Genomic DNA, 20,219 nt, shown 5'->3' with positions numbered 1-20,219 from the left:
TTAGCCCCCTAAGCCATGAAATTCCGCCAGACGAGGAACGCCTGCGGCATGAATGTCCAGGTCACGCGCTTGCGCGTCTGTCCGCCGGCCCGCCCTGAGCTTTGCGGAACGGGCGCGCGGGTTGATGTCGGTCTCACCTGCGCCCGCCTCCACCGCCTTGCGCGTCAGCAGTTCAAAAGTTGCGGGAGGCACTTCCTCCTCCGGCAGATGGCGGGACCCGCCGCCTCTGGTCCGGGTCCGGTCCTGGAAAAACCGCTTTACGATCCGGTCTTCCAGGGAATGAAAGCTCACAAGGACCAGGCGTCCGCCCGGCTTCAGAATGCGTTCGGCAGCGCCGAGAGCTTCGGCAGCCTGGTGCAACTCGCCGTTCACATAGATCCTGAGCGCCTGAAACGTCCGGGTTGCCGGATGAATCTGCGCCTTTTTCGGGGAACGGCCGAGCACCTTCTCGATCAGGCCGGCAAGTTCCACCGTGCGCGAAAACGGCTTTTCCTTGCGCGCGGCATCGATCGCATGGGCGACGGTGGTGGCCCTCTTCTCCTCGCCCAGCAGGCCGATGATACGGATGAGATCCTTGACGGGAAGTTCGTTCACCACGTCTGCAGCCGAAGGACCCGCCTGTTCCATACGCATGTCCAGCGGACCGTCGCGCAGGAAGGAAAAGCCGCGACCCGCCTCATCAAGCTGCATCGAAGAGACGCCGAGATCGAGAACGACGCCATTGACACCGTCAAAGTCGTTGGCGGACGCATGCGCGTCCAGATCGGCAAATCGTCCTTCGACGAGGATAAGCCGACCTTCGGCTTCCTTCACCAGTGACTGACCACCGGCGATCGCGTCCGGATCCCGGTCGATGCCGATGACCCGGGCGCCCCGTTCGAGGAGCGCGCGGGAATAGCCGCCGGCGCCGAACGTACCGTCGATGAACACTTCCTCCGGCTGCGGGTCGAGCCACTGCAGGACCTCCGACAGGAGAACCGGCACATGGCGCTCGGGTCCGCCAGCGGCAGGAGGGTTCTCCTTGTCGCCAAGCGCCATCATACCGGCTCTCCTGGAGAGGGTGCGGGGGCTTGCCCCGACAGCAACGCGAGCGCGCGCCTTTGGGCCTCTGCGCGGTACTCGCGGAACTTTTCCGGCTCCCAGATCTGAAATTTGTATTTCATGCCGACGAAGGTCACCTGGTCGGTGATACCGGCATGGTCGCGGATCATGTCGGAAATGGTCATGCGGCCATCTCCGTCGATTTTCGGATTTTCGCTGGCACCAAAAAGAGCAACTGCCAGAGCGTCGTGATCGGGCGACAGCTTCGCAACTGTATCGGAGCGCTTTTCGATCTCGGCCAGCAACTCGTTCCCGCCGGCGTCGACCGCCTGACAGTGCGGAGAAGCAATGCAGTAAAGACCTTCAAATCCATCTCTCGCCAACACCGCACGGAAGGGCGCCGGGATCGATACACGACCCTTGGCATCCAGCCGGTTGGTAAAGTGAGAAACAAAGCCGGCCATAAAATCCCTCGAAACGGATGTCCATCCGTCAAAACCCCCAGAGCAGCCCGCGCTTTCCGGTGCAACCAAGCTGCTCCAACACTTTGAAGTCAATCAACTTTTGATGAACTCAGGCGACATCGCCCGAATGCGGATTGACCAAAGACCCGAAACAAGGAGAAAGGCCGGCTACCTGCCAGGACATGCAATTTGCAAAACCGAGCCCCTTGCGAGCCGGTAAATCGATGTCCTCAGCCCTACTGAAATGGGCCTGCACTCCCCATTCTGGGTCATTATGGGATAGCATGGGATGGCATGGGCGGTCAATGGAATCTCATGGATTCCGCCTGGAATTGCCCTCCCACGATCCCGTCGGATGACCTTAGGCGAAACATGCTTAATGAAGCCTTGACAGAAAAGGAGAATCGGATTCGCAGGATTACGGAGGTTTTAGGGCTCCATCGTTGGAAACCCGGCAATTTTTGCCCGGCTTGAAAGACTTGTGGAGAACGAAACCGACGCCTGCCGAAGTCTGGCGCAGCGTCTGTGACAGGCCTGAATGCGACCCGAAAGCATTCACCCCGCAGGCCACCGCCTTGAACAAATCTGATTGCATTTTGCAATTGGTTTGACTATGATTGCATGCAGGCCCGTTTGCTGCGGCCGCACAGCCGGGGAGTGCACTTCAAGCCTTCCCAACTCCATCTTCCTGACCAGGTCGGCATCCGGGACCGGTCGGAACTGCCGGCACCACTCGCCCAGCTGGAGGCACACATCAATGAATTCAACAATCGAGACTGCGAAGGCCATCTTCCGTGCCTATGCGAAGAGCGACCGTGAGACCGCCGAAGCCCTGATCTCAGACGAATTCCGCTTCACCAGCCCCTATGACAATCGCATCGACCGAAAGACCTATTTCGACCGATGCTGGCCGAACCACGCGTCAATCGTCGAGATGACAGTCCTGCGGGCCATTGCGCACGAAGAGGAAGTTGTCGTCACCTATGGAAGGCACAACGGACAAGGGAAAGAAATTCCGCAACACCGAAGTGCTCACGATCAAGAACGACAAGCTCGTTTGCGCGGAAGTTTATTTCGGTTGGAATGTGCCACATGCGGCGGCACCCGGATCGTTTATAGATCCGGAGTGAGGAAAAAAGGCGCCAGCCGGCCTGTAAGCCGGGTTCTGTATGGCCCGCTTGCGCGGACGCGACAGCCATTCATCTGGGACGCCTGTTGCCAGACGCCTCGTGCAACCAACCCGGACAGCTGGCCTGGAAACCGGCCTGGTCCCGGATCTCTCCGGGCCCGCGCTGTCCCTATTCGGTCTTGCTCCCGGTGGGGTTTACCATGCCGCCCCTGTTGCCAGTTGCGCGGTGGGCTCTTACCCCACCCTTTCACCCTTACCCCGAACAAGGCCTCTCGACCCGGCCGGGGCGGTTTGCTTTCTGTGGCACTTTCCCTAAGGTCACCCTCGCCGGGCGTTACCCGGCACCGTGTTTCCGTGGAGCCCGGACTTTCCTCCGCCGCGGCCTTTCGGCACTTGCGGCAGCGGCTGTCCGGCCGACTGGCGCATGGGACTTAGGTGGGTTTGGCCTCCAGGTCAAGCAAGTGGACTGACCGGGTTCGCTTTTCCGATGAACGTCGCCCGCCACTGCCGGGCACGACACATGTGGATGCGGCGCAAATCAAGCGAAACCGCCGCTTTTCGTCGATGTCAGATCTGGTTGCAAAGCTCAAAGCTCGTCAAAATGACATAAGTAAAGCAACAGGTATTCATCGTCAATTTTCGCGATGAAATAACTAAAAACCTAACTTATGTAGCAATGAATGTACAACCTTAGGAGTCTCTCCCGATAATTTACTCTTTGTTATTTTCGGATGCGCATATTTCCCTCAGATGAATGTCGCAAGGCCGGGAATTCCCAAGGTAAACCAATGCACTTTATTCACGGCAATTTTGAACCAACCGAACTCCTCAAGTGCCTGGCCTCATCGGTCCCTCAAGGGCTGTCAATCATCGACAAGGAGCTCAACCTGGTGCTGGTCAGCCAGACCGCACTGAAACTCCTGGGCATTTCGTATGACCTTCTGCAGGAAGACCGCAGCCTGGAAAACGTCTTTCGGTTCAATGCAAAGCGCGGAGATTACGGCCCCGGCGACCCGGATGAACAAGTGCAGCAGCGTCTCGAACTCGCCAGAAAGTTCCTGCCGCACGATTTTGTCCGTGGCAGACCTGACGGCACCGTGCTGCGCATCCAGGGATCGCCCATGGAGAACGGCGGTTTCATTACGATTTACACTGACGTCACCAAGGAACATGAGCAGGAAAAAGCCCTGCAGATCGGCCGCGACCACCTGATGATTTCTTTGAAAGAACGGACAAGCGAACTCGAGGCGAACCGGGACTTGCTGCTCAATTCCATTAACGGGATCAAGGACGGTCTGTCCATTGCCGACCCGGATGGGAGGGTGATCCTTGCGAACAACAAGATGCGCGAGATCTACCCCGAACTGCCTAGGCTGCTGGCTAAGAACGCTCACGTGAGTGAGGTAATTCGTTCATTGTTTCCCGGCGATCCTCACTGGAGTCTCGACGAACTCGCCGATGACCAAAACATGTGGAGTGAACGCAAGTTTCCGGACGGCCGGTGGTACAGGGCAACGCGAACCCGGACGGACGACGGCGGTATGCTGTGTGTCTATTCGGATATCACCACCTACAAGGAACAGCAGTCCGTCCTTCAAAGCCATACTGACGAACTGGTCCGCCATCTCAGAAAAGAAAAAGAAGTCAATGAGATGCAGCGCGAATTCGTCTCGATGGCATCCCACGAGTTCAGAACGCCGCTGGCCATCATCGACAGCAATGCCCAACGGATGCTGCGCAAGGTGGAACGGTTGGAACCGGGAACCATCGTGGAACGGCTTGGGAACATCCGCGAGTCCGTCGAGCGGATGCAGTACCTCATCAACCGCTTCCTGAATTTTTCTCAATCGCAATCCGTGGGAATGGAAGTCGAAGTCGAGCCCGTGGCCCTGCGCGATCTGGTCAAAACGGTTTGCGGCAGGCAGCAGACCCTCGCAAGGATGCACAAGTTTCATGTCGATGTTGACTGGCTTCCCGAGCAGATGGAAGTCGATCGAAAGCTCATCGAACAAAGCATATCGAACCTCATATCGAACGCGGTCAAGTATTCCCCCGACAACTCGAGGATCTACGTAATCGGCTCGGAAATGGGAGACCATGCGGTCATCACGGTGCGCGACGAAGGCGTGGGGATTCCGTCCGACGAATTGCCGAACATCTTCAAGCGCTATTTCCGCGCCTCCACCTCCAGCGGCATCGCCGGCACGGGCATCGGCCTCAACATGACAAGAATGGTCGTGCAAAAGCATGGTGGCACTATCGAAGTTGACAGCGAAGTCGGCAAGGGAACGACAGTCACCGTGACCATCCCCAAAACACAGCAAAAAGTGAGAAAAATGCTGGCCGAGGCAAATTAATCCGCAGCCGTCAAACAGATGTGGAAGTTGAGTAATGTCCAAGACTGCAAAGATATTGTGCGTGGAAGATGAAGAGATGCTTCTTCGGGACTTGAAGGAGGAACTCGAAGACCAGGATTACGAAGTCCTGACGGCCAAGAACGGACAGGTGGCTCTTGAACTCCTGCAAACCGAAAAGCCGGATGTCATCATCAGCGACATGATGATGCCGAAAATGGACGGGACCGCGTTCTTGAAACACATCCGCCAGAGCCGGCCGAACCTGCATGACGTTCCCGTCATCTTTCTGACGGCAAAGGCAACCCGGGACGACCTGCTGGAAGGCAAGCGGCTCGGCGTCGACGATTACCTCACAAAACCTGTCGACTACGACCTGCTCCTGGCAACGGTCGAAGCAAGTCTTGCACAAGTTCTCCGCGTTCGAAAACAGAACCAGCAAAAGCTTCGGCGCATTTACAGCGCCCTGCAAAAGCAGAGAGCGTCATCGGAAGATCTGCGCGTTACGTTCATTGCCCAGAAACCGTCATCCGTGCAACCGATACTGAATGCCCTTAACGATCTCGGTTGCGTCGTGACGGTTATTTCAGAAGATCAGCTGGTAAAGCGCAGCTTCACGCTCAAGGACACGGACATCGTTTTCATCGTCTACAGCAAGATCGTCCATTACTATCTGAAATACGTGACCGAAGGCATCGGCCGGGACTGGAAGGGAGTTTCGGTCCTTCTGGCCCCTCCCAAACTGTCCGAAGAACAACGCGAATGTATCCGGGACGCAGGGATCGACGACACGATCGAGTACCCCTACCCTCCCATTCAGGTGTTCAAGCTGCTCATGAAACGCATGCGGGTCTAGAACGCATACTGCCCGAGAAGATCTCCCAGGATGTCGACCCCCTGAGAGATCTGTTCGGCCGTCGCTCCGGCGAAGCCGATGATCAGGCCGGAGGTCCTGTCTTCGCCGGAGTAACAGTTGCTGAGCGGAGACACCGCGAAGCCGAAATTCTGCATGGCCAGGGCGAGCCCCACATCGTCGATCCGCTCGCGGAAACTGAGAGCCACCTGGACATTTCCCGTCGGTAGCTCCACCCGAATACGATTGCCCAGGCGTCTTCTCAACGCCTCCACCAGCATCTCGCCCCTTTCCCGGTAGATATGACGGATCTGCTTCAGGTGCTTCTGGTAGGCGCCACAGTCCATGAACTGTGCCAGCGCTACCTGCGCCTGCACGTTGGCGGCGCAACCCACGTTGCGCATGAGCTGAGTGAACGGCTCCACAAGCGTCACAGGCACAACGCAATAGGCGATGCGCAGGCCCGGCATGAGGCTCTTTGAGAAGGTGCCCAGGTAGATGACCCTGCCCTCCTCCGCAAGACCGTGGAGGGCCGCCACCGGGCGGCCCGAGAACAGAAACTCGCTGTCATAGTCATCTTCCAGAACAATCGCCCCGGCGGAGCGCGCCGTGTCGAGAAGAGCCATGCGCCGTGCGAGCGGCATGCGCATGCCGAGTGGATAGTGATGTGACGGCGTCACATAGATGAGTCTGGGGGAACCGTCCCGGGTGGACATCCTCGTTGCGTCCGCCCCTTCCCCGTCGGTGGGCAGCGGATGGATCCTCAGGCCGGCCCCATGGAAGGCTGTGCGCGCCCCCAGATATCCCGGCTCCTCCAGCCAGACATCGTCTCCGGGGTCGGTGAGTACCTGAGAAATCAGAAACAGGCTTGCCTGCATGGAACCGGTGACCAGGATCTGGTCCGGCCTGGCCCGCACGCCGCGTTCGGCTGCAAGGTGGCTGGCGAGCCGCTGCTTCAGGACCGGAACGCCCGCATAATTGCGGTATTGCAGGTCGGCCGTGCGCTCGAGGCGGGCAGCCCGGCGCAGGCACCGGGCCCATTCCTCGTATGGAAAGCAATCGAGAGCCGGTGCGCCGGGCTGAAGCGCTCCGTGCCGGAAGGCCCACCCCCTGCCGCGCAGGTTTGCCGCCATGATCTCACCGCGAGCCGAAAGAGCCGGCCCGGGAACCGGCCCCGAGCAAGCATCCGCCGCCCCCTCAAGGCGAAGGCCCTCCGTTATCCTCGGCGCAGCGCCGGCCCTGACGGTGGTGATGCCTTCCGCCTGCAGCAGCTCATAGGCGGTAGACACCGTGTTCCTTGCCACTTTCAGGATTGCAGCCAGACGCCGCGTCGACGGCAGCCGCGTGCCGGACGGTAGCAGTCCGGTCCGGACCGCATCGCGAAAGCCGCGATAGATCTGTTCGGTCAAGGGCACCTGGCCCGACCGATCCAGGTTCAATATGCCTTCAGGAAAAACTGGATCTGTCATTATGTAAAAACTGGATCTTTGAAGGGACCAGTTTATCGGCGAAACAGCAGAAAACAAGTCAGATAATCAAATGGAGACTATTTATGTCCTCTTCGGACAAACGGCAGGCTGCAGATACGCCCGGCCACGCGAAAATCCGGCAGATGAGTCGCGGCAGCTATGACAGGGACCTGGCTTACGAGATCCTGGATCAGGGTCTGGTCGCGCACTGCGGCTTCATCCACGAAGACCGTCCGATGGTCATCCCAATGGCCTACGCACGGGTCGGGGACAGGGTCTACATTCACGGGGCGAGCACGACCCGCATCATCACGAACAACTCCGCAGGCGTTCCGGCCAGCCTGACCGTTACGATGATCGACGGTCTCGTTGTCGCCCGTTCGGCCTTCCATCATTCCATGAATTACCGTTGCGCAATCGTGCATGGCACCGCGCGGCTGGTGGAAGATCCCTCAGAACAGATCGAGGCGCTGGCCGCCATCACCGATCATCTTCTGCCCGGTCGCTGGAATGAATGCCGCGAGATGATGACGAAGGAGCACAAGGCCACCGGTGTACTGGTGCTGGAAATCGAGCACGCCAGCACGAAAATCCGCACCGGCGGTCCGGTGGACGACAAGGAAGACCTTGGAACACATGTCTGGGCCGGGACCGTGCCGGTGGTGACGGCTCTCGGCCAGGCTCTTGCCGCCGCCGATGTTCCCGACGGAACACCTCAGCCGGCTTCCATTCCTGCCGCCCGGCGCAAATTCGTCTGAACAATTCTTGAACAACTGACCGGCCGGCGATCTGCCGAGCACAAAAAACCCCGCTGAAAGCTCAGCGGGGTTTCCGTTCAGATGGATTGTCCTGCTGCCTGATCAGCTGGATGCCATCAGGCGCTTGACCTTGCTGCAATAGCGGCTGCTGATCGGGTTCATGCGCTTTGCATAGTGACCGGCATTGTAGCGCAAAATCGTGCCGCAGAGATCACCGTTGGCCCGTTGATGGGCACCGGCGAGATACTTCATGCCCCACTCCAGGTTGGTCTCCGGGTCATACAGCGCCTTTGTGGAACCGCGATAGCCAATGCCCCGGGCGGTCGCCGGTTTGATTTGCATGAGGCCGACTTCCCCTGCACTGCCGCGGGCCCGCGGGTTGAAATTGCTTTCCACTTGGACGACCGCCTTCGCGATGTTCAGCGGCACGCCGTGCTTGTCGGCCGCCTTGCGAATGAGCTTGACATATTTGTCATGGCTGCTTGTGGATTTGCTTCCCGTGCCTGACGACTTGGAGTCGACCGAAGCAAGCTCGGTCTCCCGGTCGGCATCGAGGATGTGGAGGATCGGTTCGGATCCGGAACTGACACCTGCTGCCAGAGCACCCGGCGCGGTCAGAGTGGTTGCATAGGCGAAAAGGCACAGCGCCCCAGCCAGTTTCGTGAATGACAATGACATTCAGTCCAGCCCTTATGGTTCTCGTTGCGTTAAATTCGGGGCGGAGGAATGACGGATCTATGGGACCAAAATGGGCGCTATACAATCACGAATTATTTCAATTTATTACAGCATTTTACTGCATAATAGCGCTAAAACTGGTCAATTTCTGCAGTTTTTGACCAAAAGGGGCCTGCAATCAGGCGATTGACCGTCATTCCTGAGAAGCTATGTGACGGCGGCCCGAATTCGCGACATAAAAAATGCTGCAATGCGGGAACCGGACGAATTGGCCATGCGTTGGTTCCGGTTGATCTGTGGTGAGGCCCAGTACCAGCGGGCTGCGCCACGGACATTGAAATCCGGTCCTTCCCTGCAATGGCTGCAGGGATCAGCTAAAATTGGGCAGTTTGCGCAGGAGAGCGTTGAGGGTCTCGATCGTGGACTGATCGGCAATACCATCCACCTTTTGAGGCCGAAAGTGCCTCTGAAAGGCGGCGACGACAAGTTGGGTCCGTCTGTCGAAAACACCCGTAATGGCAACGTCGTATCCATAAAGAGCCAGCATTGACTGCAGCGCTTCCACCGGTTGCCCGCTGTCGCCCTCCTGCATGAGCAGACCGGATCGGATGGGAAAAGGTTCTACGTAGACACCGACATTCTTTTCCGCCAGCCTGATCCATGGAAACAGCTCGCCAGGGTCCTGCTTCCGCTCGGGAGCGATATCGGAGTGACCAAGCACCATCCAGGGATCAATGCCATGCCGGCGGCAAACGTCGGCCACCAGCCGACTGACCGCATCGACCTGCTCCTCAGGAAACGCCCGGTAGCCGTGCTCATGGCCCGGATTGACGATCTCGATGCCGATCGACCGCGAATTGATATCGGTTTCTCCCTTCCAGAAGCTCCGCCCCGCGTGCCAGGCGCGCCGCGCCTCCGGCACACACTGGAGGATGCTGCCATCCTCATCCACCAGGTAATGAGCGGAAACCTCTGCGCGCGGGTCGCACAGCCTCTTCAGCGCCGCCTCGGCGGTCGGCATACCGGTGTAATGCAGTACCACCATATCGATCGGCACACCCTGGGCGCGTTCGCCGTGATTTGGAGACGGGTGGACCCTGGCTTTCACTCCCGTATCAGTCGCGACGCTCATATACCTCTTTCCGCGCAGATCTGCGCCCAAGCCTGGTTGAGTGCCACGAGACGGTCATTTGCAATCCTGACGAATTCCTCCGGAACCCCTCTGGCAATCAGACGATCCGGATGGGTTTCCTGCACCTCGCGTCGGTACTGCGCCTTCAGTTCCGCCACACTCGCCCCCGGTCCGATGCCAAGCACATCGTAAGGATTGCCGTCTCCCCGTACATGCCGGGCCAGCACTTTTGCGAACTCGCGTTCGCTCAGCCCGAAGACTTCGGCCACTCTCGAAAGATAGCCTATTTCGCTCTCGTGAACGACGCCGTCAGCCTTGGCAATGTGAAAAAGCCCATCGAGGATGTCGAGCAACGTCTTGTGGTCATAGGGGAAAAGATCGGCAAGCTTCTTGGCATAAACCTCAAATCCGGCCACGTCCGCCTGGGCCAGGTTGAACAATCTGGCAACGTTCTTCTCCTCGCTGCGCGGGACGTCGAACAACTCCCTGAAAGCAAGGACTTCGTCGGTGGTCACGACACCGTCGGCTTTCGCCATCTTCGCGGAGAGAGCGATCATTGCGACCGTGAAGCCGACACTGTTGGTCCCCTCGGGGCGTGCCAGCACGAGCTGGACAAGACGGTCGACGATCTGCGCACCGCCCGTTCCAACCGCGCTCACGATACTGCCGATACTGGTCCAGACGCTCACCAGTCAACTCCTGCTGGGACCGAAGCCGGAGACCGTAACCCGCCATCTCCACCCGGATGAATCAATTCAATCAGACACTCTTATCGGCACCGCTTCGCTTTGACTAGGGAGAGGCAGCCGATCTCTTTCGGCCGGAGGATCACGGCGTTGACAATGGCGGAAAATCCCGCTGCGTCAGTCTGTTCGAGGCCGGAGAATCGAGCAGATTCATGATGGTTAAAGGAATTGAGCCTAGTCTTGCACGGCACTTTTTGAAAGATGGTTCCATACTGGATGGCGACGTTCCCGGTCAGAAGCAATATTGCGATTTTCCTCATTTCCATGTCACTCATGCTGACACTGGCGCTGGGGATCTATGCCAGTAACCGCCTGCTGACCTACTGGCTCCTGGTGCGCGGTCTGGAGCACAGTTTTCTGCCGCAGGAACAGGCCGTCGCGGAGATACTCGCCGCGACCAACGAGAGGCCGGCGACGCCGGCATCCGTCGCCGGGTTGCGCCTGTCGAGCCCTGATGACGCTGTTCACGATCTTGCGGCAATAAAAGCGCTGAAACGCCTGTTTCAGGATGAAAGCACCGGCACCATCGCTCTGGACGCAGCGCTTCTCCTGCCTGCAGCGCCGAACGCAGGCGCCCCGAGCAGCGCAAATTCGCTCCCGGCGTCCTGGACCGGCGAGAAGCGTTTCCTGTCGACCGATACGTTGAACAGAACACGGGCGGTGCTCGGATCGACGGGACTGGCAGTGGTTCCGGAAGTGACCTGGCACGGAAAATTTGGCCCCAATGCCGTCATTGCATACCGGCCGGCAGACGCCGGCCCGGCGACGCCGCAACTGCTGCTGCTGGTGGATCAGTCGACGCTTCTGTCGGAACTGGGCCCTTTGATCTGGACAATCAGCGCGGCAGTCGGCGTCTTGTGCCTGGCGTCCTTCGCAATCGCGGCGATCATACTCTGGTTGGGGTACTACGATAAGGTCAGAACCAACCGGGACATTCACTATCTCGCCCATCACGACGCTCTGACCGGCCTTCCCAATCGCGCGGTCTTCAACGCCAGGCTGACGGAGGCACTGCGGCTGGCGCAGGCAAAGGCGTCCAACCTGGGCGTCATGCTGATCGACGTCGACAAGTTCAAGGAGATCAACGATACCCACGGTCACGGGATCGGCGATGTCTTTTTGCAGATCGTCAGTGAACGCCTGAAGGCCGTCTTCGACAACCATCTCGTGGCCCGCCTGTCGGGCGATGAATTCGCTGTCCTGATCACCACGATGTCCGATCCCGCGCGCATGACTCGATTGGCGGCGGATATGATCGCCGCGACGGGAGCTCCGTGCCTGATCGATGGAAGGGAAATCAAGCTTTCCCTATCCATCGGCATCGCCCGCGCCACGGACGGCTCCTGGCGCTCGTCCCGTTTGCTTCATTGCGCGGACCTTGCGCTCTACCGGGCAAAACACAGCGGCCGGTCGACCTTTTCCTGGTACACGCCGGAGCTGGACTCCGACGCCCAGAAGCGCAAGGAAGTGGAAGCCGGTCTGATCAAGGCCCTCAAATATGACCAGTTCAGGCTTCTCTACCAACCGCAATATTCCCTGAGAGACGGCGAACTGAAAGGGTACGAAGCGCTCATCCGCTGGGATCACCCGGAAAAGGGCACGATCAAGCCGGATGTCTTCATCCCGGTCGCGGAAGATACCGGACTTATTCAGGAGATCGGGACCTGGGTGCTTAACCGGGCCTGCCGGGAAGCGGCCATGTGGCAGGACCAGAACCGCCGTATTGCGGTAAATGTCTCGCCGGCACAATTCATCGCCGGCGAGACCCATAAACGGGTGGCCCAGGCGCTTCGCAATTCACGGCTCGACCCGGGACGCCTGGAGATCGAGATAACCGAAAGCCTGCTCATCTCCAACACGGAAGCCGTGATCGAAACGCTGCGCGAAATCCGCGACATGGGTGTCTCGATCGCGATGGATGACTTCGGAACCGGCTATTCTTCCCTGAGCTATCTGAGCCTCTTTCCCTTCGACAAGATCAAGATCGACAAATCATTCGTCCAGAACCTCGGCAAGGCCACGAGCACGGATGCGATCGTCACCTCGATCATCGGCCTTGGCCGCTCCCTCGATGTCACCATCACTGCGGAAGGCGTCGAAACGGAAGAACAGGCAATCCTCCTGAGAGCGGCAGGCTGTGATCTCGTACAGGGCTTCATGTTCGGCAGGCCCGACAGCGTCGAGAAACACGAGGCCAGCAGTCCGGTTTTCCCGTTTGACGGAACCGGCCGGAGCCGTATCTTGAGACCCCAGTCCCCCGACGCCTATCCGAAGAAGATAACGCTTTCACCGGAACTGGCCCGAAGCGCGCGAGCCATCGGCGCGCCCGCTCCTTCTTCAGATGAGTTGGCCGATATCCAGGATGAGGAGCAGGCGACCGTTCCTTATTCACAATATCCGTCGACAGGGTGAAAACCGCGAACCAACCCGGACGTCCGCCGGCTTGCCCCTGCCGTTGCCTCGCAACGAGCTCGCCCCGATGCCTCGGAGACTCCCTTGCCGGCGGAACTGCGCTCGGCGCCTGGATCGGGACCGGTGTCGAATTTAGCAACGAGCTCGCCCGCAGCGTCAGCTAGCAATGCTGCGGGCTGCTTCTGCCGGCAGCTGCTTTTCCCTTTCCGCCTTGCGCTCAGAATAACGGTCTACGAGATAATCCGAGCGCCCGCGCACAAGATAGGTGAACTTCATCAACTCCTCCATCACGTCAACGACGCGATCATAGTTCGGTGACGGCCTCATCCGGCCGTCGTCGTCGAACTCCTGATAGGCTCTCGGGACAGAGGACTGATTGGGGATCGTCACCATGCGCATCCAGCGCCCCAGAATGCGCATCTGATTGACCGCATTGAAGGATTGTGATCCGCCGGACACCTGCATCAGGGCGAGCGTCTTGCCCTGTGTGGGACGGATGGCGCCGACGCTCAAGGGAATCCAGTCGATTTGGGATTTCATGACCCCGGTCATGGCGCCGTGACGCTCGGGGGAACACCAGACCTGTGCCTCTGACCATGCGCACAGGTCCCTCAGTTCCACGACCTTGGGGTGATCAGACGGTTGGTCATCCGGTAGCGGCAGGCCGGACGGGTCGAAGATCCGGGTCTCGGCGCCAAAGGCCTGGAGCAAACGCTCGGCTTCCAGCGCCAGAAAGCGGCTGTAGGAGCGCTCCCGCAAGGATCCATAGAGCAACAGGACACGCGGCGGTGTTTGCAGCCGGTCGGCCGCGATGGGATTGAAGTCCTGCGCGCTCACATTGCGCAGGTCGTTTCCTGCGATATCCAGCTCAGCCATCCGATGCTCCGGAAGTCACCACTTCACCGTCTTCCTTGGTGAAGGATCCGATGTCGCCCCGCAGCAGATCAATGACCTCTTCGGAGGGCCGGCACAAGCGAACGCCTTTTTCCGATACGACGATCGGCCTGTTGATCAGGATAGGATGCTCGATCATGAAATCGATCAACTGATCGTCGGACCACTTGCCGTCCCCCAGGCCGAGTTCAACATAGGGTGTTCCCTTCTGGCGCAGAAGATCGCGGACCGGCACGTTCATCCGCTCGATCAACGAAACAAGCTCATCACGGCTCGGCGGAGTCTTCAGGTATTCGATGATCTGCGGCTCCACGCCGGATTTGCGGATCATTTCCAGCGTATTGCGGGACGTCCCGCATTTGGGATTGTGATAGATCGTGACGGTCATGGTTTGGAGTCCTGTCAAAGGCCTAGGTCTTGGTGAATTCGCCGCTGGCAAGATTGCAGACCGCGGGATTGCCGCCGCAGCAATCTTCCATCAGGAAGGTCAGGAGGTCCCTCATCCGTGCGTAATCGACCGCGTAGCGAATGTGCCGCCCTTCCCGCCGCGTGGTGAGCAGCCCCGCGCGCTCCAGCGCCGTCAGGTGAAAGGACATGCGGGTCGGTTGGATATTCAGCCGGTCGGCGATCGTTCCGGAAGGAAGCCCCAGCGGCCCCTCCATCATCAACAGGCGGAATGCGGCAAGGCGGTCCTCCTGAGCAAGCGCACCGAGCGCGGCAACGGCATCGTGATCCTTCATAATTCGATACTACAAGAAATTTTGCAATATTCAACACGAAACGGAGCAGGCCCCCTTGGCAATGCTCACATGGCGGCGGCGGCGCGGGCAGCCTGGTCGTAATTTCCGGAAACCAGCCGGAGCGTTGCTGCAAGACGGGAGAGCTCTCCCTCATCGAGGCCCAGCGCCTTCATGGGCTCCACGAGAAGGGCTTCACGCAGGCGCCTGTATTCAAGACAGGCCTTCTCGCCGCTGGCCGTGATCTCGGCCGTCTTTTCCTTGCGCCTGCGGCCGGACGAGATCAGCCCGGCCTTTTCCAGTTTCTTGAGGGCATAGGTCACCGTGTGGGTGTCTTCGATGTTCAGTACGAGGCAGATGTCTGATAATGTCTTTGCCCGGCCCCGGTGATTGACGGAATGCAGCACGAGCACATCCAACGGTCCCAGCCCTTCCGATCCGCTTGCCGCCATGCAGCGCACCATCCAGCGGTGATAGGCATTCACCATCATCGTGACCGCAAACTCGATCTCGGACAGAGCCGGCATCGCACCTGAAGCCAGGTGCGCCGCCGAGACGACCGGGCCGATGGGCGTCTCCGAATTCACGGGGGATTTCGGGTCAGGCTTTTCCGTCAATTCCAGACCTCCGGCACGGGCCACTCCATGGGCCCTGGGTTAATTGCTCAACATCGTCTGCGGCAGCCAAAGAGCCAAGCCGGGAAAGCTGACAATCAGGACAATAGCCAGGATCATCAACAGGAAGAACGGCAATGCCATCCGGGCCACCTTGAAGATATTGTGTCCGGTCATACCCTGGAGCACAAACAGGTTGAAGCCGACAGGTGGTGTGATCTGGCTCATCTCCACCACGAGCACCAGGTAAATTCCGAACCAGATAAGGTCAAGACCGGCCTGTTCCACCATGGGCAGGATCACGGAAGTCGTCAGAACGACAACTGAGATCCCGTCCAGAAAGCAGCCCAGCACGACAAAGAACAGCGTCAAGGCAACCAGGAGCGCATAAGGCGACAGGTTGAAGGAACCGATCCAGGCAGCCAATTCCCGGGGAATTCCCGTATATCCCATGGCGACCGTCAGAAACGAGGCGCCGGCCAGGATGAAGGCGATCATGCAGGACGTGCGGGTTGCCCCCATCAGCGCACTGGCGAAGCTGTCCCGGTTCAAGGTTCCCGAAACCCAGGACAGGACCAGCGACAGCATCACGCCGATGGCGGCAGCTTCGGTCGGCGACGCAAGCCCGGCATAGATGGAACCGATCACGCCGATGATGAGCCCGATAACCGGGAACAGCCGGCGGGTTGCCCTGAGCCGCTCAACGAAGGGGACCTCTTCCTCCTTCGGCGGCATCTTGTGCCGATTCAAAACCGCCCAGACAGCGACATACCCCATGAATAAAAGACACAGCATGGCACCGGGAAGAACGCCGGCCATGAACAGGCGCGCGATCGATTGTTCGGTCGCCGCGCCATAAACGATCAGGATGATGGAGGGCGGAATGAGAAGACCGAGCGTGCCCGAGCCAGCAAGCGTCCCGATCGCCATGCGCTCGTCATAGCCGCGCTGCTTCAACTCGGGCAACGACATGCGCCCGATCGTGGCGGTGGTCGCTGCGGAGGAACCGGAGACGGCGGCAAAAATTCCGCATCCCAGAATGTTCACATGCAGTATCCGGCCCGGCAAATTGCGCATCCAGGGCGACAGACCGGCAAACATGTCTTCCGACAGGCGCGAACGGAACAGGATCTCTCCCATCCAGATGAACATCGGCAGGGCGGTCAGGTCCCAGGAGTTTGCGGCTCCCCAGACCGTGGTCGCCAGGACCGGGCCGGTCGGAACGGAGACCAGCGCCATCATTGCGGCAAGAGCCATGGCAAACAGAGCGACGGCCACCCAGATGCCGGTGGCGAGCGCTGCCAGCATGCCAAGTCCGAGAACGAATGCGATCAACGAGAGATCCATTATTCCCTCCCCTCGATCGGATCGTCTTTGCTGGCGGTTTCAAAACTCGGTGCATCACCTGTCAACGCCGCGACCAGATCATCCAGAAGCGCGGCCGTGAATACCAGCAGTCCGAAGGTCATCACCGATTGCGGGAAGACAAGAGGGATCGGGATGATGCCGAAAGAGACTTCGTTGTAGAGATAGCTGTCATAGGCCAGCGCACCTGCATGCCAGGTGAAGTAGCCGGCAAGGGCCAGCGCCACGGCGATCGCCCAGACATTGAGATAGCGTGCAGCCCCTGGCGGGACCGCCTGCAGCAGGATGGATACCCGGATATGGTCGCCGTTGCGCAAGGTCCCGGCCAGCGCCAGGAACGAGGCCCCGACCAGCAGGAATCCGGCGATTTCGGCAAGTGATGGCACCAGCAGGCCAAGAGGTTCGAGGCCGATCATCTTTCTTGCCCCGTCGAGCATTCGCCCGAGCACCTGAAAGGCCACAAGACTTGCAATAACGACCAGACAACAGGCAGCCAGGACCGTTGACGCTTTATAAAGCGAATTAAGTGCCTTTCGCATCGGTTTCCCCTACCGGATATGCAGCTAGCTGAGCATGGAGCGCCGGGCGAACGAGCCCGGCGCCTTTGCTTTTTTAGTTCTTGTACGCTTCGAGAATAGCTGCGCCGGCGTCGCCGGCTTCCGCCTGCCATTCGGCGGCCATGGTCTCGCCGATAGCGGCCAGGCCCTGGATCAGTTCGCTGCTCGGCTCCACAACGGTTATGCCGTTTTCGGCAAGGACATCTGTCTGGGTCTTGGTTTCCACCTTGGAAGCCTCCCAGCCGCGCTGTTCAGCTTCGGCAGCAGCTTCCAGAACGGCCGTCTTCTCGGCGTCGCTCAGGGCGTCAAACGCGGTCTTGTTGACGAAGACCATGTTCTGCGGCAGCCAGGCCTCGGTGTCGTGATAATGGGTCAGGAAGTCCCAGGCCTTGGAATTTGCCCCGGTGGAGGGCGAGGTGATCATGGCTTCCACGCGGCCAGTGGAGAACGCGGTCGGGAGGTCCGGCACTTCGACCTGGGTCGGCACGGCACCGGCCAACTGGGCAAGCCGTTCCGTCGCGGCATTATACGCGCGGAATTTCAGGCCCTGCATGTCCTCGACCTTGGTGATTTCTTTCTTGGCATAGATCCCCTGCGGCGGCCACGGCACGGCGTAAAGCAGTTGCAGGCCCTGCTCGCCCAATTTTTCTTCCAACGCAGGTTTTGAAGCCTGATAGAGCTTCCAGGCCTGATCGTAGGACGGCGCCAGGAAGGGAACGGAGTCGACACCGAACACAGCATCTTCATTCGAAAGACGCGAGATCAGGATTTCGCCAATCGGCGCCAGGCCCTTGCGCACCGCATTCTTGATTTCCGGATGCTTAAAGAGTGACCCGGCAGAGTGGATCTGGATGGTAAGCGAACCATCGGTTCTCTCTTTCACATCTTCGGCAAAAGCGGCAATGTTCTGAGTGTGGAAGTTGCTGTCACCATAGGGCGTCGGCATATCCCACTTGGTTTGGGCGGAAACCGCGGTGAAACCGGCCACGCTGAAAGCGGCAGCGGCGGCCAGATGGAGTCCGGCCTTGGTCAGGAAACGAGATTGCAGCATGATTTGCTCCTCTTGGAAGGGGGATCTACCCCGTCGGGATGCGGCTTCGGGTAACGTTCTACGCGCACCATCTAAAAGCGCATCTGATCGACATTAGACTCAAAAATCAAAACATCAACATTTTGTCGATAAATTGTTATTTTAAGTCATCACGTAGAGCTTTAGAGGAATGACCGAACAGCACGTTATCGCACGCCATGGTGAGGTCCGGAGGTTCAGGCAACCTGCCGATCGGGATCGATTGGCCATTCAGCCACCTCGGGTCCACAATCGCTAATTTCAGCTATAAGGATTGAAACTCAACGCGTCAGAGACAATGCGAGAGGACAGGGACACGTGCAGCAAGACATCAGGCAAAGTAGCAGCGGCGAACTGGCACGGTTCGGTTTCTTGTTCATCATTCTTGCTGCGGCGACCCTTCTGCGTGCGTACGATCTGGACAGAACGAGCCTCTGGTACGACGAAGCGGTGACCTGGAGCCAGTCGACACGCTCATTCTCCGAAATGTTGTCCGCAGTTGCCCAGGACAACTATCCCCCGCTGCACAACATCATTTTATGGCTGAGCATACCGGTGTCAGGCGACAGCGAAGTCGCGCTTCGCCTTCCTTCCGTTCTTCTGGGTGTTGCCGCGGTGTGGCTGACCTATTTTGCAGGAAGCTTTCTGGGAGGAAGGTCTGCCGGCCTTCTTGCCGCCGCCCTGCTGGCCGTCTCTCCCTTCCACATCTGGTATTCCACCGAGGCTCGCATGTATGCGCTGCTGGCAGCCAGCGGTCTCGCCTTCCTGCTGTCCGTTTTCAAGGTTCTGGAAAAACCGTCCGGCATCCGATTGCTTGCGCTTGGCCTCAGCGGCACCCTATTCCTTTACAGCCATGTCTATGCGTTGCTCGGCTTCGCCGCCGTCGGGCTCGTCTGCGCCTTCTACGCCCTTGCCGATCTCGTCCGAACTAGAACTGTCCTGAAATCCAGCGCTGTCGCCGCCTGCCTCGCCATGAGCGTGAGCCTGATCCTGTTTGTGCCCTGGCTGATCATCCTGGCAATCCGGATCCGGTCCGTCGCCGCAACGGATTTCTGGATCGCCTATCCCGGTGCCGAGTTTCTGAAAGACATGGCGGGCAGCATGTCCGGTTCTCTTGCGCTCTTCTGGATATTGGCGGGCATGGCCCTGCTTTACGTGCTGCGACGCCTTGCCGGTTCTCTCCTGACTTCCGGGACGGCAACCATGACTATCCGTCGGGCAGCCGTGGTCTGCCTTGCCTATACGGCCGGACCGCTGGTGCTGGCCTATCTCTATTCCGTGTTCATGCAGCCGATCCTGTTCGACCGGTATCTGATCGCGGCCTGGACAGGCCTGCTCGTGCTCGCTTCCGCAAGCGCCAACTTGATCGTGCCGCGCGTCGGGCCGGCGATACTGTTCGTTGTAGCTCTGCTGCTAAGCTATCCTGAGCTGAAGTTCACGCTGCTGCACAAGACGAGACCGGAGTGGCGAAGCGTTGTTCAGGATTATTTGGCCGTCCGGTCATCTGACGATCGCCTGATTCTCTACAAGGGTTTTGCTGCGCCCGCGCTGGCCTATTATTTGCGGGAGCCTGGTGCCTTCAAAGCTGCCGAGAGCATCGAAGATCTGAACTCCCCGCCTCGTTTGCCGAATGACCGATGGCTGCTCCTCGTTCACAGCGGTCCACCGGAAATCAACGACGCTCTAAAAGCCTTTGGAGTTGATGGAACGGACCCCGTCGCCCAGCGCTTTGGCTGGGGAGCGAGCGGATTGAGCTTGTTTCGATCAGATCAAAGGTAATCGCCACGCCTCAATTGCTGTCGTCAGAAAAGGGCCGCCTTCCTCAGCGCAAGAAATGGACTGGAGAAATTGCAGGAATTTTTCTCCTCGACAATTTATCGATAAAATGTGAACATAAAATCACAGTACGCAGGAACGACACCGGCGATGAGTGGCGCTGCCGTTCGA

The 20,219-nt window shown here is 59.0% G+C and carries 18 protein-coding genes and 1 other RNA gene; 5 read left to right on the top strand and 14 right to left on the bottom strand.

Annotation, left to right across the window (positions count from 1 at the left end; all coding sequences use genetic code 11):
* From rsmH to rnpB, 3 genes are all read right to left on the bottom strand, one after another.
* Nucleotides 1-1,041: a 16S rRNA (cytosine(1402)-N(4))-methyltransferase RsmH gene (gene rsmH, locus ON753_RS05560; RefSeq protein WP_265961580.1), complete on the bottom strand. Its 1,041-nt coding sequence runs from the start codon at nucleotides 1,039-1,041 to the stop codon at nucleotides 1-3.
* The gene (locus ON753_RS05555) at nucleotides 1,038-1,505 is read right to left on the bottom strand and encodes a division/cell wall cluster transcriptional repressor MraZ (RefSeq protein ID WP_265961579.1); all 468 of its coding nucleotides are present in this window, start codon (nucleotides 1,503-1,505) and stop codon (nucleotides 1,038-1,040) included. Before ON753_RS05555 ends, rsmH begins: the two co-directional genes overlap by 4 nt.
* 1,138 nt (nucleotides 1,506-2,643) lie before the next feature.
* Nucleotides 2,644-3,055, bottom strand: an RNA gene (gene rnpB / locus ON753_RS05550) — RNase P RNA component class A.
* A 367-nt stretch (nucleotides 3,056-3,422) separates the two neighbouring features.
* On the opposite strand from rnpB, the gene ON753_RS05545 reads away from it, so the two are divergent.
* Together ON753_RS05545 and ON753_RS05540 are read left to right on the top strand one after the other, a co-directional pair.
* On the top strand, nucleotides 3,423-4,991 hold the full coding sequence (locus tag ON753_RS05545) for a sensor histidine kinase (protein WP_265961578.1): 1,569 nt from the start codon (nucleotides 3,423-3,425) through the stop codon (nucleotides 4,989-4,991).
* 34 nt (nucleotides 4,992-5,025) lie between these two features.
* The gene (locus tag ON753_RS05540) at nucleotides 5,026-5,844 is read left to right on the top strand and encodes a response regulator (protein WP_265961577.1); all 819 of its coding nucleotides are present in this window, start codon (nucleotides 5,026-5,028) and stop codon (nucleotides 5,842-5,844) included.
* Here the strand turns inward: ON753_RS05540 and pdxR are convergent.
* Nucleotides 5,841-7,280: a MocR-like pyridoxine biosynthesis transcription factor PdxR gene (pdxR, locus tag ON753_RS05535; RefSeq protein WP_265961576.1), complete on the bottom strand. Its 1,440-nt coding sequence runs from the start codon at nucleotides 7,278-7,280 to the stop codon at nucleotides 5,841-5,843. The two genes, ON753_RS05540 and pdxR, sit on opposite strands and share 4 nt — an antisense overlap.
* Before the next feature lie 113 nt (nucleotides 7,281-7,393).
* Between pdxR and ON753_RS05530 the strand changes: the two genes are divergently transcribed.
* On the top strand, nucleotides 7,394-8,068 hold the full coding sequence (locus ON753_RS05530; protein ID WP_265961575.1) for a pyridoxamine 5'-phosphate oxidase family protein: 675 nt from the start codon (nucleotides 7,394-7,396) through the stop codon (nucleotides 8,066-8,068).
* Between the two features lie 102 nt (nucleotides 8,069-8,170).
* Here ON753_RS05530 and ON753_RS05525 read toward each other — a convergent pair whose 3' ends face one another.
* The 3 genes from ON753_RS05525 to ON753_RS05515 form a co-directional block, all read right to left on the bottom strand.
* Nucleotides 8,171-8,746 carry a lytic transglycosylase domain-containing protein gene (locus tag ON753_RS05525; RefSeq protein ID WP_265961574.1) on the bottom strand — a complete coding sequence of 192 codons (576 nt, stop codon included), beginning with the start codon at nucleotides 8,744-8,746 and terminating at the stop codon, nucleotides 8,171-8,173.
* 370 nt (nucleotides 8,747-9,116) lie between these two features.
* Nucleotides 9,117-9,878 (bottom strand): N-acetylmuramoyl-L-alanine amidase, encoded by a 762-nt coding sequence (locus ON753_RS05520; protein WP_265961573.1) that lies wholly within the window; start codon nucleotides 9,876-9,878, stop codon nucleotides 9,117-9,119.
* Nucleotides 9,875-10,567, bottom strand: a complete 693-nt coding sequence (locus tag ON753_RS05515; RefSeq protein ID WP_265961572.1) for a J domain-containing protein — start codon at nucleotides 10,565-10,567, stop codon at nucleotides 9,875-9,877. The genes ON753_RS05520 and ON753_RS05515 overlap by 4 nt, the downstream gene beginning before the upstream one ends.
* 273 nt (nucleotides 10,568-10,840) lie before the next feature.
* Between ON753_RS05515 and ON753_RS05510 the strand changes: the two genes are divergently transcribed.
* The gene (locus ON753_RS05510; RefSeq protein ID WP_265961571.1) at nucleotides 10,841-13,036 is read left to right on the top strand and encodes a putative bifunctional diguanylate cyclase/phosphodiesterase; all 2,196 of its coding nucleotides are present in this window, start codon (nucleotides 10,841-10,843) and stop codon (nucleotides 13,034-13,036) included.
* 156 nt (nucleotides 13,037-13,192) lie between these two features.
* On the opposite strand, the gene arsH is transcribed toward ON753_RS05510, so the two are convergent.
* From arsH to ON753_RS05475, 7 genes are all read right to left on the bottom strand, one after another.
* Nucleotides 13,193-13,912 (bottom strand): arsenical resistance protein ArsH, encoded by a 720-nt coding sequence (gene arsH / locus ON753_RS05505; RefSeq protein WP_265961570.1) that lies wholly within the window; start codon nucleotides 13,910-13,912, stop codon nucleotides 13,193-13,195.
* Nucleotides 13,905-14,318, bottom strand: a complete 414-nt coding sequence (gene arsC / locus ON753_RS05500) for an arsenate reductase (glutaredoxin) (protein ID WP_265961569.1) — start codon at nucleotides 14,316-14,318, stop codon at nucleotides 13,905-13,907. The genes arsH and arsC overlap by 8 nt, the downstream gene beginning before the upstream one ends.
* A gap of 22 nt (nucleotides 14,319-14,340) precedes the next feature.
* Nucleotides 14,341-14,670 carry an ArsR/SmtB family transcription factor gene (locus ON753_RS05495; RefSeq protein WP_265961568.1) on the bottom strand — a complete coding sequence of 110 codons (330 nt, stop codon included), beginning with the start codon at nucleotides 14,668-14,670 and terminating at the stop codon, nucleotides 14,341-14,343.
* A gap of 65 nt (nucleotides 14,671-14,735) precedes the next feature.
* Nucleotides 14,736-15,284, bottom strand: coding sequence for a winged helix DNA-binding protein (locus ON753_RS05490; RefSeq protein ID WP_377047261.1), 549 nt, complete (start codon nucleotides 15,282-15,284; stop codon nucleotides 14,736-14,738).
* Nucleotides 15,285-15,323: 39 nt separating this feature from the next.
* Complete coding sequence (locus ON753_RS05485) at nucleotides 15,324-16,628, bottom strand: TRAP transporter large permease (RefSeq protein ID WP_265961567.1); 1,305 nt, start codon at nucleotides 16,626-16,628, stop codon at nucleotides 15,324-15,326.
* Entirely contained in the window at nucleotides 16,628-17,185 is a 558-nt protein-coding gene (locus ON753_RS05480) for a TRAP transporter small permease (protein ID WP_265961566.1), read from the bottom strand. The genes ON753_RS05485 and ON753_RS05480 overlap by 1 nt, the downstream gene beginning before the upstream one ends.
* Nucleotides 17,186-17,258: 73 nt before the next feature.
* Nucleotides 17,259-18,254 carry a TRAP transporter substrate-binding protein gene (locus tag ON753_RS05475; RefSeq protein ID WP_265961565.1) on the bottom strand — a complete coding sequence of 332 codons (996 nt, stop codon included), beginning with the start codon at nucleotides 18,252-18,254 and terminating at the stop codon, nucleotides 17,259-17,261.
* A 336-nt stretch (nucleotides 18,255-18,590) separates the two neighbouring features.
* On the opposite strand from ON753_RS05475, the gene ON753_RS05470 reads away from it, so the two are divergent.
* Nucleotides 18,591-20,051 (top strand): glycosyltransferase family 39 protein, encoded by a 1,461-nt coding sequence (locus ON753_RS05470; protein ID WP_265961564.1) that lies wholly within the window; start codon nucleotides 18,591-18,593, stop codon nucleotides 20,049-20,051.
* The last annotated feature ends 168 nt before the right edge of the window (nucleotides 20,052-20,219 follow it).

This window comes from Roseibium salinum (genome assembly GCF_026240905.1).
GTDB lineage: Bacteria > Pseudomonadota > Alphaproteobacteria > Rhizobiales > Stappiaceae > Roseibium > Roseibium salinum.
Note: the sequence above shows the minus strand (reverse complement) of the source record. Positions and strands in the feature narration are given on the sequence as shown.